The sequence below is a fragment of the Kangiella taiwanensis genome, assembly GCF_020005165.1.
GTDB classification, from domain to species: Bacteria; Pseudomonadota; Gammaproteobacteria; order Enterobacterales; family Kangiellaceae; genus Kangiella; species Kangiella taiwanensis.
Genome location: NZ_JAHCLT010000003.1, coordinates 152,286 through 168,574, shown reverse-complemented (window position 1 = coordinate 168,574; position 16,289 = coordinate 152,286). Strand labels below are relative to the sequence as shown.

The 16,289-nt window shown below is 40.9% G+C and carries 16 protein-coding genes; 12 read left to right on the top strand and 4 right to left on the bottom strand.

Annotated elements, in window-relative coordinates:
- Positions 1-174 precede the first annotated feature (174 nt).
- The 9 genes from KFK88_RS10010 (at position 175) to KFK88_RS09970 (ending at position 10,258) form a co-directional block, all read left to right on the top strand.
- On the top strand, positions 175-591 hold the full coding sequence (locus tag KFK88_RS10010) for a hypothetical protein (RefSeq protein WP_223579186.1): 417 nt from the start codon (positions 175-177) through the stop codon (positions 589-591).
- A 129-nt stretch (positions 592-720) separates the two neighbouring features.
- Positions 721-2,115: a TolC family protein gene (locus tag KFK88_RS10005; RefSeq protein ID WP_223579184.1), complete on the top strand. Its 1,395-nt coding sequence runs from the start codon at positions 721-723 to the stop codon at positions 2,113-2,115.
- On the top strand, positions 2,108-3,595 hold the full coding sequence (locus tag KFK88_RS10000) for an efflux RND transporter periplasmic adaptor subunit (RefSeq protein ID WP_223579183.1): 1,488 nt from the start codon (positions 2,108-2,110) through the stop codon (positions 3,593-3,595). Before KFK88_RS10005 ends, KFK88_RS10000 begins: the two co-directional genes overlap by 8 nt.
- Positions 3,588-6,710 (top strand): efflux RND transporter permease subunit, encoded by a 3,123-nt coding sequence (locus KFK88_RS09995; RefSeq protein ID WP_223579182.1) that lies wholly within the window; start codon positions 3,588-3,590, stop codon positions 6,708-6,710. Before KFK88_RS10000 ends, KFK88_RS09995 begins: the two co-directional genes overlap by 8 nt.
- Positions 6,711-6,719: 9 nt before the next feature.
- Entirely contained in the window at positions 6,720-7,085 is a 366-nt protein-coding gene (locus KFK88_RS09990) for a copper resistance CopC family protein (RefSeq protein WP_223579180.1), read from the top strand.
- A complete protein-coding gene (locus KFK88_RS09985) occupies positions 7,086-7,964 on the top strand; it encodes a CopD family protein (RefSeq protein WP_223579178.1) in 879 nt (292 codons plus the stop codon).
- 8 nt (positions 7,965-7,972) lie between these two features.
- Positions 7,973-8,440 carry a YybH family protein gene (locus tag KFK88_RS09980; RefSeq protein ID WP_223579176.1) on the top strand — a complete coding sequence of 156 codons (468 nt, stop codon included), beginning with the start codon at positions 7,973-7,975 and terminating at the stop codon, positions 8,438-8,440.
- Positions 8,441-8,474: 34 nt separating this feature from the next.
- Positions 8,475-9,776: an APC family permease gene (locus KFK88_RS09975; protein ID WP_223579174.1), complete on the top strand. Its 1,302-nt coding sequence runs from the start codon at positions 8,475-8,477 to the stop codon at positions 9,774-9,776.
- A gap of 50 nt (positions 9,777-9,826) precedes the next feature.
- A complete protein-coding gene (locus KFK88_RS09970) occupies positions 9,827-10,258 on the top strand; it encodes a YqaA family protein (protein ID WP_223579171.1) in 432 nt (143 codons plus the stop codon).
- 28 nt (positions 10,259-10,286) lie between these two features.
- Here KFK88_RS09970 and KFK88_RS09965 read toward each other — a convergent pair whose 3' ends face one another.
- The 4 genes from KFK88_RS09965 to KFK88_RS09950 form a co-directional block, all read right to left on the bottom strand.
- The gene (locus KFK88_RS09965; protein WP_223579168.1) at positions 10,287-10,910 is read right to left on the bottom strand and encodes a LysE family translocator; all 624 of its coding nucleotides are present in this window, start codon (positions 10,908-10,910) and stop codon (positions 10,287-10,289) included.
- A 147-nt stretch (positions 10,911-11,057) separates the two neighbouring features.
- A complete protein-coding gene (locus KFK88_RS09960; RefSeq protein WP_223579166.1) occupies positions 11,058-11,525 on the bottom strand; it encodes a hypothetical protein in 468 nt (155 codons plus the stop codon).
- Between the two features lie 527 nt (positions 11,526-12,052).
- Entirely contained in the window at positions 12,053-13,207 is a 1,155-nt protein-coding gene (locus KFK88_RS09955; protein WP_223579163.1) for a type II toxin-antitoxin system HipA family toxin, read from the bottom strand.
- Entirely contained in the window at positions 13,174-13,608 is a 435-nt protein-coding gene (locus KFK88_RS09950; protein WP_223579161.1) for a 5' nucleotidase, NT5C type, read from the bottom strand. Before KFK88_RS09950 ends, KFK88_RS09955 begins: the two co-directional genes overlap by 34 nt.
- A 129-nt stretch (positions 13,609-13,737) precedes the next feature.
- Between KFK88_RS09950 and KFK88_RS09945 the strand changes: the two genes are divergently transcribed.
- The 3 genes from KFK88_RS09945 (at position 13,738) to KFK88_RS09935 (ending at position 16,284) form a co-directional block, all read left to right on the top strand.
- Complete coding sequence (locus KFK88_RS09945; RefSeq protein ID WP_223579159.1) at positions 13,738-14,274, top strand: 3'-5' exonuclease; 537 nt, start codon at positions 13,738-13,740, stop codon at positions 14,272-14,274.
- 305 nt (positions 14,275-14,579) lie between these two features.
- Entirely contained in the window at positions 14,580-14,930 is a 351-nt protein-coding gene (locus tag KFK88_RS09940; RefSeq protein ID WP_223579158.1) for a hypothetical protein, read from the top strand.
- Between the two features lie 100 nt (positions 14,931-15,030).
- Positions 15,031-16,284: a TolC family protein gene (locus tag KFK88_RS09935; protein ID WP_223579156.1), complete on the top strand. Its 1,254-nt coding sequence runs from the start codon at positions 15,031-15,033 to the stop codon at positions 16,282-16,284.
- Positions 16,285-16,289: the final 5 nt, after the last annotated feature.

Sequence of the window (16,289 nt, the reverse complement as noted above, 5' to 3'; positions counted from 1 at the left end):
TCAACAATCTAGCTAAAACCCACGCAGAGTAGAGCCTAATCATTTTATCCACAGCCTTATCAACCATTTTTGTGGAAAGAGTTAACTGTAAACCTAGGTAAATAGACTGTATTAGATTTGCCTCTGGGGCGTTACTTCAATAGAATAATAGCCATTACTCAAGTTGTTAACAGTATGAACTCAAAAGCCATTCGTATAATTTTGCTATTAACGCTACTTTCTGTGGCGGGACAGCTTACGGCTTTTAATCAGCATTGTGATATGGGTTCAGAACCTAACAATGATAAAACAGCCATGACGATGAGCATGTCTCATAGCAGTATGGACCATAACTCTACAGATCATAGCTCTGTTAATCATAGTCCTATTAATCATAGTAAGCATGATGCAGAGGATGTTCCAGCCGGAGAAACCATGCCTTGTTGTGACATGTCTTCAGGCTGTGACATGGCAACTTGTGTGGCTATGATGTTAGCTTCAACGGCAGGGCAAGCTGAAGTTTACCGTCAATCCAGCCTAATCAATTTATATAAACCAAACTTTCACTCATTCGAGCTCCACTCCTTTTATAAGCCACCAATTTTCAGTTAACACAGGATAGATCTATACAAATGAAATTGGTGAGCCATTTATACCTCTCTTTCTAGAACCGCTATAAATCGCTCAACCTCCTTTAGTGACGTCGCTGTACGTTAAAATGTTTACTAGAGACCGCAGGTTATGAGTACCCTTAAATTTACTATTGTTGTATTTATTGGAGTTTTCCAATTTAAAGCTCTTTATGCCGAAGAAGCTAGGAATTCAGGTTATGGCTATACATTAGAGTCAACCTTAATTATGGCGCTTGAAAGTGACCCTTGGTTGCAAAAAAGCACCTACAAAGAAAAGTCCTTATTATCACAAGCAAAATCTCAGTCCAGCTTACCCGATCCTAAAGCATCGATTAGTTTAGCCAATGTGCCTGTCGATGACTTCAGTTTTAACAGCCAAGCCATGACGCAGTTCAAGCTAGGTTTAAGCCAAAGTTTTGCACGGGGAGACTCACTAGACATTAAAAGTGATATCAATAAGCTGACAGCTGGCTTAGAGCCACACCTTAGAGAAAATAGAAAAAACCATTTGATTATGGTGGTTGGCACTTTGTGGCTTGACGTTTACAAGGCTCAACATAGCATTGCGCTGATTAATGACAAACAGTACTTGTTTGAAGAACTCAGAGAAGCTGCCGAAATCAGCTATACCTCAGCGCTGTCTAAGACCAGCCAACAGGAAATGATTCGTGCTGACTTGGAGCTTGCCAAGTTGCAAGACCAACTCACGGTATTTTCTGAACAGCTCGACACTTCTATTCGTAAATTAAGTGAGTATGTTCCATTGCCACAAAGTTACTTATCTCATCAGCAACATGATAATCAAAACTTTGTCAGTAAGACGCTACCAGAAATTAGATTGTTAGAAAGCAATAATGCTTTGCAACAACATCCTTTAGTTAAAGCAATAGATAAAGACATACAAGTCTCACTCAAAACAATTGAACTGCAAGAGCAAGGCTATAAGCCACAGTTTGCTGTTAACGGAAGCTATGCCTTTCGTGAGAATGCGCCAGATGGAATGGAGCGCCCTGATTTCTTTAGTGTGGGTGTCAGCTTTGATTTGCCTCTTTTTTCCGACAACAAGCAAGATCAAGATGTTAAAAGTGCTGCTTATATGAAGGAAGCCAAAAAAGAAGAAAAAGCATTACTGTTAAAGCAACTTCATTCAGGGATGACAACTCAACTTGCCAGCCTTCAACGGTTGAAAGAGAGAGAGACTCTATATAGAGAGTCTTTAACTCCACAGGTAAAACAGCAGGGTGAAGCTTCAATGATTGCCTATAGTAACAATGAAGCAGATTTTGCAGAGCTGGTTAGAGCTCGAGTTGATGAGGTTAATGTTCAGCTGACCGCTCTAGAAATTGCGGTTGACATTGAAAAGGCCAAAATTCGCGCTAATTACTATCAAGCTAGCAACTCTAAAGAGTTCATGGGGCTCATCAATACACCAGCAAACTCCTTGTACTCTAAACCGAATAATCAATCTACACTGCATGATCCTTCAGGAGAAAGCCATGAATAAGACATCAATCATCTTCGCTATAACTGGTTTTGCGGTCGGGATCACGGCTATGATTGTGGCAAATCAATTTATTTCAGATGGTAGCCATAGCTCTGGGGCCGAAGCTTCAGCAAAGAAAGAACCTTTGTATTGGGTTGCACCTATGGATTCTAATTACCGTCGGGACAAACCTGGCAAATCGCCCATGGGGATGGATTTGGTTCCTGTTTATGAAGAAGACGGGGATGACGAGGATAGTCCAGGCACAATAAAGATTCACCCAGATGTCATTAACAACTTAAGCGTTAAAACTGGGAAAGCTAAAAAATCATCACTCATCGATAGATTAAATACCGTTGGTTATATTACGTATGATGAAACCACGTTGACGCATATTCATTCAAGAACCGATGGTTGGATTGAAAAACTTTTCGTCAGCCATAACGGACAGTATATTGAAGCAGGCCAACCCCTTTATACGCTCTATTCGCCGGCACTAGTCAATGCTCAGCAAGAGTACTTATTAGCAAAAAAACGCAATAATCAAACACTCTTAAGCGCCGCAAAACAGCGCTTGAAGTCATTGAGTTTCAGTAACGACGAGTTGCAAAAAATTAATAAAACGCGTCAACCACTACAAAACGTCACGTTCTACGCCGAGTCAGATGGTGTCATCGATAATTTGAATATTAGAGAAGGCTTTTTTATTAAGCCGGGGACTAGGCTTATGACCCTTGGTAGTTTGGAGACTGTATGGGTCGAAGTTGAGTTGTTCGAGCGTCAAATTCCTTACGTTCATGAAGGCCAGACTGCCCAAATGAAGCTTGATTATTTACCGTCTAAAACATGGACGGGGACAGTCGACTATATTTACCCAATGGTTGACTCAACTAATCGAACTGCAAAAGTTCGCCTTGAGTTTGATAATCCTGATCACAAGCTGAAGCCCAATATGTTTGCTGACATTGCTATAAACACCGAGTCCGATGAAGAAGTTTTGCAAGTGCCACACAATGCTGTCATCCGCACAGAGAACAATAATCGCGTGGTTTTAGCTCTAGGTGATGGCAAGTTCAAATCGGTCAGTGTTGATATTGGTCGAACAACCAATAATTCGGTCGAAATTCTGGAGGGGTTAGTTGCTGGCGATAACGTTGTGTTGAGTGGACAGTTCTTGATCGACTCGGAATCAAGTATCGAATCCGACTTTAAACGTTTTGCAGATAGCAAGGCTGATCAAAAGTCTGACATGCCACCCTCGGCTAGAGTTAAAGGACTAGTTAACTCTGTTGATACGGAAGCGCAAACCGTTAACATTTCTCGTGGAGCCATAGAAAAATGGAATCGAGGTCCTATGACGATGGATTTCAGTGTGGTCGCTTCAATTTCACTTGATGAATTTAATGTTGGTGAGAATATTGATTTCACTTTTGAAATACGTGATAGCGGGTTCCTCATTACGAAGTTACATCATGAAATGAAGGAGCATCAACATGATTAATCAAACCATTAAGTGGTCAATTAAAAACCGCTTTTTAGTTTTATTAGCCACAATAATTATCGCGGGTCTAGGAGTCTATTCGTTTAAAAAAACGCCTGTTGATGCTATACCTGATCTTTCCGACGTCCAGGTCATCATTAAAACAAATTATCCTGGCCAAGCACCGCAAGTGGTTGAAGACCAGGTAACGTATCCTTTAACCACTGCAATGCTTTCAGTGCCTGGCGCACAGACCGTCCGCGGCTTTTCATTCTTTGGCGACTCCTATGTCTATGTCATCTTTGATGAAGAGACCGATCTCTATTGGGCGCGAAGTAGGGTGCTTGAATATTTAAGTCAGGTTGCCCCTAGTTTACCTGATACAGCTAAGCCACAACTGGGACCAGATGCAACAGGTGTTGGTTGGGTATATCTTTATGCACTAATTGATAAAACCGGTAAACATGATTTAAGTGAACTGCGCTCCATTCAGGACTGGTTTCTAAAGTACGAATTGCAGACAGTCGCTGGTGTATCAGAAGTGGCGCCCGTGGGTGGAATGGTCAAGCAATATCAAGTCAAAGTTGACCCTGAAAAATTGCGAGCATTAAACATCCCTTTAGAAATGGTTAAAGTTGCTATTCAGCAAGGAAACCAAGAAGTCGGAGCCTCAGTAGTAGAGCTAGCAGAAGCAGAGTACATGGTGCGCGCTAGCGGTTACATTGATAGTACCAGCGATTTAAAAAATATCCCTCTTGGAACCAATGTCAAAGGAACACCGCTTTTATTAGGGGAGGTTGCTGAGATTACTACAGGCCCTCAAATGCGGCGGGGTATAGCCGATCTCAACGGTGAAGGTGAGGTCGTTGGTGGTATTGTGGTTATGCGCTATGGAGAAAACGCGCAAGCAACTATTGATGGCGTTAAAAAGAAGCTGGAAGAACTTAAAAAAGGCCTTCCCGAAGGCGTTGAGATTGTTACTGTGTATGATCGATCAGGGTTGATTCAAGACGCTGTAACCAACCTTTGGTATAAGTTGCTCGAAGAGTTTGGTGTTGTAGCGCTAGTCTGTATTGTGTTTCTGTTCCACATACGCTCATCATTAGTGGCTATCATTAGTTTACCCATAGGAATTTTAGTTGCCTTTATTATCATGAAGCTTCAAGGGCTTAATGCTAACATTATGTCTCTTGGCGGTATTGCTATTGCCATTGGTGCCATGATTGATGGTGCGATTGTGATGATTGAAAATATGCATAAGCATATGGAACGAACCCCGCTAACCTCAAGAAATCGATGGGAAATTGTTTATAACTCAGCAAAAGAAGTCGGGCCGGCTTTGTTCTTTAGTTTGCTGATTATTACAGTGAGTTTTGTGCCTGTTTTTACGCTAGAGGCACAAGAAGGCAGGATGTTTTCTCCCTTGGCTTTTACAAAAACCTATGCCATGGCAGCATCCGCCGCTCTAGCCATTACGTTAGTACCGGTATTGATGGGTTACTTTGTTCGAGGGAAAGTTCGTGCAGAGCATGCTAATCCAGTAAACCGCTTCTTAACCTTCATCTACAAGCCTGTACTGAGAGTAGCTCTAACTTATCCTAAAAGCATACTGGCTGGTGCTTTAGTCATACTTGTCGTAGGTTTTTGGCCCGCAAACAAAATCGGTACTGAGTTTATACCACCTCTTGATGAAGGCGACTTAATGTACATGCCAACAACATATCCAAGCTTATCCGTTGGTGAAGCTAGAGAAATCCTTCATAAAACGGACAGGCTTATCAAGACAATACCTGAAGTGGATACTGTCTTTGGGAAAATTGGACGTGCTGAAACAGCGACAGACCCTGCTCCTTTGACAATGATTGAAACCTTTATTCAGTTCAAGCCAAAGTCAGAGTGGCGAGAAGGGGTTACTACAGACACCATAAAAGAAGAATTGAATCAATTAGTTAAATTCCCAGGGTTAACCAACGCCTGGGTTATGCCGATTAAAACTAGAATTGATATGCTCGCAACAGGTATAAAAACGCCTGTCGGTATTAAAGTATCAGGACCAGACTTATCAAAAATAGAGAGTATTGGTAAAGAGTTAGAGTTAATACTTAAAGATATTCCTGGGACCAGTTCCGTTTATTCAGAGCGAGTAGCAGGTGGACGTTACATTGATATTGATATTGACCGAGTTAAAGCTGCTAGGTTTGGACTGAGCATCAGAGAGATTCAAAATGTCATAGGGGCAGCAGTTGGTGGAATGAATGTGTCTTACTCTGTTGAAGGGTTGGAGCGGTATCCGATTAATGTTCGTTACCCTCAAGAGTATCGAGATTCTCCTGAAAAACTTGCTGAACTTCCTATTGTTACATCAAGTAAGCAACGCCTAGCGTTAGGCGATGTCGCTTCAGTAAAAGTAAAAGATGGTCCCCCTGGTATCAAGAGTGAAAATGCTCGGTTGAATGGTTGGACTTTGGTTGACATTAATGATGTTGACTTGGGTTCTTATGTTGAAAATGCACAGCAGGTCGTATCTGAAAAACTTGATCTCCCAGCAGGTTATGCCATCAATTGGTCAGGGCAGTACGAGTATATGCTTCGAGCAAAAGAAAAGCTTACCTATGTCATACCGCTGACCTTAGCAATAATCATACTCTTGCTTTTCTTAAACTTTAAGAGCTTTGCCGAAGTCGCCATCATTATGGGGACATTACCCCTAGCGATGGTTGGCAGTATTTGGCTGATGTACTTACAAGGCTTCAACTTCTCTGTTGCTGTAGGTGTTGGCTTTATAGCCTTAGCAGGGGTGGCTGTTGAGATTGGTGTCATTATGTTGGTCTATCTGAACCAATCGTACCAAGCAATGCTCAAAAAGTCACGCGAGTTAGGAGCGTCACCAACTATCGAACAGTTAAAAGACGTTGTTGATGTGGGAGCAGGGCAGCGAGTACGCCCTGTAATGATGACTGCATTATCAATTATTGTCGGCTTATTACCAATTCTCTATGGGACAGGCACCGGCTCCGAAATAATGAGTCGCATTGCAGCACCAATGGTTGGCGGGATGGCCAGCGCTGTCATTTTAACTCTTGTAGTGATTCCAGCTGTTTTCTATTTGTGGAAAAAGAAGTCACTTAATCTTTAAAGGTCAATTATGAAAAATATAATTTACACTGTATTCGTTTTAGGGTTTGTAGCAATCTTCAATATAGCTTCCGCTCATGTCAAAGTTGTTAAGACCTCACCAGCCTCTGGTGAGGCTCTAGAGTCAAGTCCTAGCTCACTGACATTCAGCTACTCTAAAAAAGTTCGTCTAGTAAGCATTAAGTTAAGCCATGCAGGTAATGGAGAGATTAACTTAGATTACAAACTTACTTATGCTCCGACAGCTGAATTTGTGATCCCAGTCCCTGAGCTTGAAGCAGGTAAGTACAAAGCTGAGTGGGTAATCATGGGAACAGACTCTCACAAGATGAATAGTAGCTTGTCATTTGAAGTGTTGAGCTCAAAGGAGCTGTAGATGACATTAGATATGTGGGCCTTAGTATCCACACTTTTCAAGTTTGGATCTTATGTTGGAGTTTCTGTGGCGCTAGGAACACTGTTATTTGTGTTCCTATATCGACCAGCGCTTAAGCGACAAATTAAATTTATCAGTGTGATGTCACTAGTCGGTGCGGTTAGTACAGTAGGATATTTTTTATTGCAAGTCGGGGCTTTCTCCCAGTCTGGCCTGCTGGGTATGTTTGATGTAGATATATTGAAGCTGCTTTATGCTACCGGAAATGGAGACCTGCTAATTTTCAGAGCTTTTGGTTTAGTCTACTTTGCTGCTGTATGGAGCGTCCTAAACAAAATATTACTGCGCTCCCATTGGTCGGTAACAACGTCATTACTTATGCCTGCTATTATGTCCGTTCTGTGGTCTTTTTCTACTGTGGGACATATTTCGGACTTGGCATGGTATTGGCAAGGAACCTTGATATTACACATATTTGTAGCTTTGGCTTGGATTGGGTCATTGCAGCCCCTTTACAAACTGGTCGAAGGTGTCGATACGAAACAAGTCAATTATACGCTGCATCAGTACTCTAAGATCGGGACTGGAATCGTTATCCTATTGTTAGCTGCTGGTTTATCGCTGACCTATAAACTAATCATTCTCGACAATAACCAAGATTCTATTGAATACTTGATAGCCTTATTATCAAAGGTCACGTTGGTGGTCATAATGTTTGGCTTGGCGGCTTATCATAAATTTAATTTAGCTGAAAAGCTAAAGAAAGGTGAAGTAGATAAAAACAAAGTAGCTCTATCGATTAAAAGAGAAAACATTATTGGTTATAGCGTACTGCTAATAACCGCAATTCTAACCACTGTTGTCGGAATAAATCACTAGGAGAAAATATGAAACTAAGCAAAATATTATTATTTATAGTAATAACGGGTATCAGTACTTCAAGTTTTTCGCATGGCAAAAAAGAAGATAAATCTAATCAAATGATGGTCAACACTGATACCAAAGTAGGTGAAGTTGTTGCTGAGCTTCATACAGCTTTGCGAAGTTCAGATGAAGCCACAATAAGGTCAATATTAGCGGACAATGTACTAATTTTTGAAGGAAGTGGGGCAGAGCGTTCGCTTGAAGAGTACGCCAGCCATCACATGAAGTCCGACATGAAGTTTCTTAAACATATGGCCACTGAGTTGCTAGAGCGAAATATCATGATTCATGGTGATATTGCTATATCGAGTTCACGCTCCAAAATGACCGGGAAATATAAGAACAAAGATTTCAATAAAGTTACTGTAGAAACTTTAGTTCTTAAGAAAAACAGTGATGGCTGGAAAGTGATTAGAGTTCACTGGTCTTAAGTTTAATTTTTTCGCAAACCATTAAGGAGGAAGTATGAGCAATTCTAAGTTAACCCTTATAGGGTCGGTTTCAATGGGTACTGGCGTTATGATCGGAGCAGGGATTTTAGCACTAACCGGTCAAATCGCCGAGCTTGCAGGTTCATACTTCCCTATCGCATTTGTGGTAGGAGCAATAGTTTCAGCTTTTAGTGCCTATACATATATAAAGCTTTCTCAGGTTCATCCGTCATCAGGCGGTGTCGCTATGTTTCTAAAAAAGGCTTATGGCAAAACCCTGCCAACCGCAGTTTTTGCATTATTGATGCTCTTATCTATGGTTATCAATCAAAGCTTAGTAGCCAGAACCTTTGGTTCATACACTCTGCAACTCTTTGAACTTAAAAGTTTAGGGGAGTGGGCTGAACCTATCCTTGGGACTCTATTATTACTATCAGCCTTTGTTATAAATATCATTGGCAATAAGTACATTGAGCGCTTGTCAATTATTATGGCTTTCTTCAAGACTATAGGCTTACTTTTGTTATCACTGGGTGGGCTTTGGGCATTTGGGTTTGATTTTAGTGCGATAAACCTTACAGGTGAAGCGGCTATAACGGATTCTAGTAACAGTGTTAAATTTATAGCTGCTGTAGCTCTAAGTATCTTAGCGTTTAAAGGCTTTACAACAATTACAAACAGTGGTGATGAAATCGACAGTCCTAAAGTTAATATCGGGCGCTCGATTGTCGCATCACTGATAATTTGCTTGGTTGTGTACTTATTAACTACTTTTGCTGTGATGGGCAATTTATCTATACCGGAAATAATTAAAGCAAAAGATTACGCTCTAGCAGAAGCGTCAAAACCAGCTTTTGGTCAGGGTGGCCTAACAATCACAGTTATCTTCGCGATTATTGCGACCGTTTCAGGTGTGATTGCAAGTATATTTGCTGTTTCTCGTATGCTTACAATGCTAACTAAAATGGAGCTTGTCCCGCATAGTCACTTTGGGATGCCGGGCTCGATACAAAAACATTCTGTGGTATATATAGTAGTAATAGCAATCTTGTTGACCATCTTGTTTGACTTATCCCGAATAGCATCAGTAGGTGCAATATTCTACTTGATTATGGATATCGCTATACATTTTGGAGCAATAAAGCACTTAAAAAACGATGCTGAAATTAATGTTTTTTTCCCAGTAATGGCTATTATTTTAGACTTGGTAGTACTAGTAGCATTCTGCTGGATTAAATTACAGTCAGATGTACTTATTATTTGGATTACGATTGCAGTATTAATAGTTTTAACAATCACAGAGTTACTCTTCCTTAAATACAATAAAGACAAATAAGTTGAGTACTAATGTAAAAGACAGAGAGTTAGGCTTAGAGTAAGAAGAGGGTGGATTTCTTATCAGAAAACGGATACCTGGGGCTATTTATTACAGCTTTTCTGTCCGCAACGATTTTGCCATTAAGTTCAGAGCTCGTATTAACAGGGCTTCTACTTAATGGTTTATCGCCTGCAAAACTTTTGATGATTGCAACCGTTGGCAATGTTTTGGGATCGTTAACCAATTATTACTTAGGACTTCTAGCAAGTAAAACAGTTATTCAAAAGTGGTTGCGGATGACTGAGTCTCAGTTTGAAAATGCTGAGGCACGATTCAACAAGTATGGATTAGCTGCTTTACTGTTTGCATGGGTACCGGTTATTGGAGATCCAGTAACTGTAATAGCGGGGATCCTAAGGGTAAAACTACTATGGTTTATTATTTTGTTGACAGTAGGGAAGTTCCTGCGATATGCATTTGTCGTATATTTTGTGTTATGAAACTGTAGTTTAAAGCAAAATCAGGTGGCTACGAAACTGCTAGCCAAATACCAACGGCAATCATTAAGCTTCCTGAGAGGCGATTAATTAGCCGTACATTGTCGCTTCGCTCAAGCATACGTCTTAACGTCTTACCGCCAGTGGCGTAGAGCATTAAAAAGGTAAATTCACTCAACAATATAATAACAACCAGAGCGGCAAGCTGAGGCGGCATTGGCATGTCTGGATTAATAAAGGAGGGTAATAGCGAAACGGTAAAAGCCCAACCTTTAGGGTTGGCAATAGCCGTAACAAAACCTTGTATTGCTAGCTGTCGCCCTGAGACTGTGTCAAAAGAGTTGTCTGCCAAGTCGATAGCCATTTTTCCGCGTGAACGCCACATTTGGATACCCAGGTAGACAAGGTATGCGCCGCCAGCATATTTTAAGACGAGAAAAGCGGAGGGATAATTCAGCATGATGCTAGCAACACCAACAACAGCCAATACTGAAACCATGGCCACACCAATTAATTCTCCCCACATCATGTACATTGTGCGCCGAACGCCAATGCTCATGCCTAGCGTCAGCGCCAATGTCATACACATACCAGGTGTAGCAGAAATCACTAGAAATGTGGGAATAAAAAGCAATAGTAAAGTGGTATCTAGCATGCTATCTGTCTTGCTTGTTTAATGCTGTAATACAAATGAGGTCACGAAGTTTATCATATGAAGTATCGGATACCACTTAATTAGCTAAGCCACTGACATTTATATTAAAACTATCAGGGTCAGTATTAGCCCAGCCTGTACACCTAATTACAGAGTATTTGTATAGTCATGCACTGAAAAGGCTGAAATTTTCCACTCACCTTTGTATTTATTAACAAAATAGGTGGCGCCAACCTTGTTATGAATGTCACCATTAATCAAGTAACGCACTGCGATATTACTCACAACCGCAAGATTAGTGTCTAGAATTTGTATATTAGTAGACTCCCACTGTACGTTATGTACGCCTTTAGCCTTCAAGGAATCAAGAAAAACTTTAACTTGCTCATATAAATTATCTGAACTCAATGTGTTTGAGCCATTGCTATTTGAAACGATCATTACATTATCATGATACAAGTCTGGCTCTTTGTTGAATTCGCTATGAGATAAGTAATGATTGTACTTAGCCATATAGTTTTCGAATAGAGTGTTAATCAACTCTATGTCATTGCCAGATTCTTTAGGGGCGGCTTTTGAGTTCGTTGATGCTAAGCAAATAAATAGTAAAGCCATTATCCATTGAAAAGTTTTTATCATTGTTATCTCTATGTTTACTATGAAGAAATTCTAAAGTGTCGTTTGAGTCTATCAGCAGATAATTTGAGTGTCATGAGCTTTTTTGTCAGGAAGAGTAAAGCAATGATATTACTAGGGTGTAGCATACCTAAGCGCCTAGATGTACAAACAAGACAAAGTGGCTTTATTTAAGATATTGATATTACCCTCACTTATCAACTTTTACTTGTAACGCAAGCTTTTAATATTAGCAAAAGATTGTAATTTACAAGACGTTTTGTATCGAATTTGTACGATGTTACGTTTGAGACCCGCTTTTAGTACGAAGTTGGGATCTACTGCTGCAACTCTCAGGTCTATTTAGATGGAGTGCAAGTGCAGTTTAAGGCAAGAGGTTCTTTCTGTCACTCATTTAGGAAATATCATTGAACGAACCAAAACAGAAGTGTTTGGTGTAAAGGGGTTAGCGTTCGTTCAAGAACTTTACGAGCAGCTAGAAATCCAATTAATTGTTGCCAAGATACTTAAACAGCTTTTTGAATTGACGTAACGATATCGTGTGCATATATTTTATCTAAACTAAACCGGAAGTGCTGTGATAGTAAGTTATAAATGCTTCCGACTCGTCCTTTTTGTCCAATACCTAGTCCATGTTGTCCTCTAGACAATATAGGCAGTACATCGTAAGCCGGCGATAACCTCCAGTTTTTCTTTTCGAAAGAATACAGGAATGCATGATTTCTAGGATGGTCATCAGTATTACCTATTAAGACGTTAAAGACCATTCTCTTGTATAGCTCTTCAGCGTCTCGCTCAGGCTCAGCTCCATACTTCAATATAAATTCAGCCAAAAAGCCGTAAGAGTACCTATTCGTAGCCATAGATTCCTTTACTTTATTCATGTTTATTATCGAATGCCCACTGATGAAGTGGTGGGTTGGCCGACCATATTCCAAGTCGAACCTTTTAACCAATAATATTTCTTCACTTAGGCTCTCAACAATGTGAGTCTGTGCAACATTACCAGTGATTTTCTGCAGCAAACTCATCGTCGCATGCTCAGCTCTAACATTATTAAACTTATCATCAATCCTCTGAAACTTTGCGATATAGTCTATATCATCAATAGTAAGAACACTCTTGGGTCTTGCACCTCCTATTCCAATTCCTTTAGAAAGTATGTTAGAACTTGGCTTGGACAGACTTTCGCCTGACAGCGCATCATTCTTTGCAGTGAGAATTTGCGGGATGTCCTTAAGCTTGTTCTGATAAAGTCTAGATTTCACTGAATTGCGTGAAAGGCTAAATCTCAAACAACCGACCCCTGTACCAGAGTAAGCAAGGAGATATTCAAGTATATTTTGGGGTTGCTTAGAGTAAATGTTATGAAGTAGTTTCTTGCCCCAAGAGTCTGCGCCTGCATCGGTGAAAACCCCAAAAGTGGAATTAGCAGTGTCAGAGTGACAAACATTGTTACCCAGTGGAAGGTTTAGTGGATCAAGTGGGAATGTATTAGGGTGAGATAAGTAGTTATCTGAATACGTAAAGCTTGTGGTTTTATCTTTATTTAAGACCAACTCTCCACATAACAACGGTGTACCCTCTAAACCCTCGATGAATGCGTATACTTTATTGATCATGGCAATTAACCACAGAGTTGCTGGATGATCTGCTGCCAAGCACCTTTAATCCTTCGGTCGAACTTAATAAGCTTACCTTCAAAGTTTTCTTGCCCTTTGCCATCTATATTGTCATCAATCAAAATATCACCTTTAAGTAACCCCTTATTGGAACAAATGATGAGTTTTTCTGTGGCATCAAAGCCTAAGTGCTCTTCTACCCATAAACGCTTTTCTGTGTAACTAAGAGGGTTTCTATTAGACGGCGCTGTAAGAATGTAAGTATCGTGATGTTGTGAAAGAACTTGAAAGCTTGTCACAGCATCTTGAATTGGGTGAAGGCCTGTAAAGAAACCAGGTAGTGATTGAGGGTACTTGGTTTCTGGCATACCCATACGCACTTCTTCATAAGCGCGATCGTAGTCAGCTAAAACGCCATCTATATCCACATAAACGATCATGAAACATGCACCCTTTAATTATTATAACAAACTTATATCATTGATATTTATAGACTTTATTCACTTTATGCTACTATTATGTCTATGTCTATGTCTATGTCTATGTCAAAGCGCAAAGGAGAATAATTGATGCTGATGATTTTTGATCAGGAGTGTAGCTTTGCAAATCATTGGAAGAAGGAAGAGAATAAGTCAGAGCTTTTAGAGCTTGGAGCCGTAGTCGTTGATGAAAATTACGAGATTCAATCCAATTTTAATAGTTATGTAAAACCTATGTCTAATCCAGAGCTATCCGAAGAGTGCATGGAGCTTCTGGGTGATATTCAGTCAAAAGTAGACTCAGCTCCCGAGTTTCCTGTGGTCATGGAAAGGTTCGATAAATGGGTGCAATCCAACAACGTTAATAAGATTGCTAGCTGGGGCATCTCTGATAGAACATTTATCTTAAAGCAGATTTCAAAATACGAGCTAAAGAACACAACGTTTGAACTGGAGTATATCGACCTAAAGAAAGCGTTTAGAAAGTCTCGTCCAATAAGAATTAAACCAGTAGGACTGAAGAAAGCTGCCGAAATTGTGGGGGCTGAGATCGTAGAGCCTCACCACTCGGCATTAAATGATGCATTCACTGCGCTAAATGTTTTGAGACTAATGCCTCAGTTGTGACTAGTTAGTTCATAGTGGTTTATTAATTTTTTTCGTCAACTGAGCTGCTTAAGAACAAAGTCTAAACACTTCTATTGTGCAACTTAAAAAGAGTTAGCGCTTTCAAAGCGCTTAATGAATCTACAAAAAAGTAGGAATTAGATTAAACGTTTACGCGATAATTCTTTCATCAGAACGCTTTTTGCGGCACGCATCTAAAGTTTGGTATCTAATTTTTGTGGGCTAATGCATAATCTGTTAGAATTTGGCAACTTAAAGTCATTAGATTAAATGTAGAGAATCTTTTTATTGTGAACCGCCGTTATTTGATATGTTTTTTGGCTATTCTGATTGCCCTGCAATCGGTAGTTGCCGTGGCGGATGTTCATAAATTTCATCAGTCTGGCGCTCAACATCTTTCCTTTGAGCATGAACACCAGGGTGATGCTCAGGCATCTTTGGCTGATATGGATAAGTCGCCAGCCGAATCTAAAGACCGTGTAATTTATCAGCCTGACTGCCATCACTGTTGTCATTGTCATGGTTCATCACATATATTCTTAATTAGTCGTCAAGACGTCTCTGCTTCTCTTTATCAGAGAGGCGCTATTTCAGACTACCGTTCCCATTATCACTCTCATATTGGATTCCCTGAAAATCCACCTCCAATTGCTTAGTTGAAGTACAAATAAACTTATTACTCCTAGGTATAGCGTTGTGCAAGTATCTATGTCGCTATGCCTGATGTACTTTAATTTATAATTGTGAGGAAATTTCATGAAGAAACTGTCAGTTTCTTATGCGATGTGTGCTGCTTTGTATCTATTGATACCTTCAGCACAGGCGCAATCAACCGATTGGCAACGCTGGTTGGTATCTCAAGTAAAGCAGCACCCCGATGTCATCGCGGCCCGAGAACAGTTACAGGGCTTCAAGGCCACCGCTGACGCATCAGAACAGCCACTCTACAACCCAGAGCTGTCCTCTGAACTAGAGCAAAGCGGTGAAGAAAATAACTACCGTGTAGGTATTTCTCAAACTGTCGACTGGTGGGATAGACGAGGTGCAAAAAAGCAGCAAGCAGCTTTTATCCGACAAGCAGCTAAAGCACAGTATAGTCAGCGGCTCATGAGAAAAACCGCCGAAGCATTATCAGCATTGGTCGAGTGGCAAGCCAGTAATCGTGCAGCCACCATTGCTCTGGATCAAAAAGATCAGCTTAACGCTCTACTAAACCTGGCTGAGAAACGCCAAAAAGCAGGTGATATCGGTAGTATTGATGCTGAGCTCACCTTTTTATCCTTGTCAAAACAGCTAGCACAGGTCGCTGAACTTGAAGTCGCTTTACAAAAGGCTGAAAACAAAGTGCGCGAACTTTTACCACAGTGGACGCCTGAACGGGGTGGCATTCCAGAAGACTTCTGGCCTAAAGAACCTATATCCATTAATGATCAAGAGTTACTGCAACATCCAGCCGTTGCCAGCGCCCAGGCTCACTGGAAGTCAGTCAAGGAAGGAGTCGAAGTCACTCGACGTGCTGCCAAGGCAGAGCCTACATTTGGTCTTAATGCCGGCCGCGATGGGGGAGAAAACTCAGTAGGATTGACCTTTTCCATCCCCCTGAATGTCCGCAATGACTATAGTGCCGAAACTCGTGTGGCTAACCGTGCAGCGCTAGAAGCTGAGGCGCGTTTCTTAGCTGTTTATCGCAAGCTACGGTTTGATTGGCAGGCGGCACAAGCTGCTTGGAAACGTTATGACCAACAATATCGTCAATGGCTAGAACTTGCTCGTGGCAGAGTTGAGAATAGTGCTGACTTGTTAGAACGCCAGTGGCGTAGTGGCGATCTGTCTACCACTGATTACTTGTTAGCATTAAATCAACGTGCAGAGAGCCTACTGGCCGGTATTTCACTGGAAAAGCAGACCCAACTTGCTCTAACAGAAGTATTGTTGCAATCCGGCCGTTTAATTACCCCTGCAGTGCCCCCCCACAGCGAAGCCAGCAACGAATTGAAAACAGGACAATAAACATG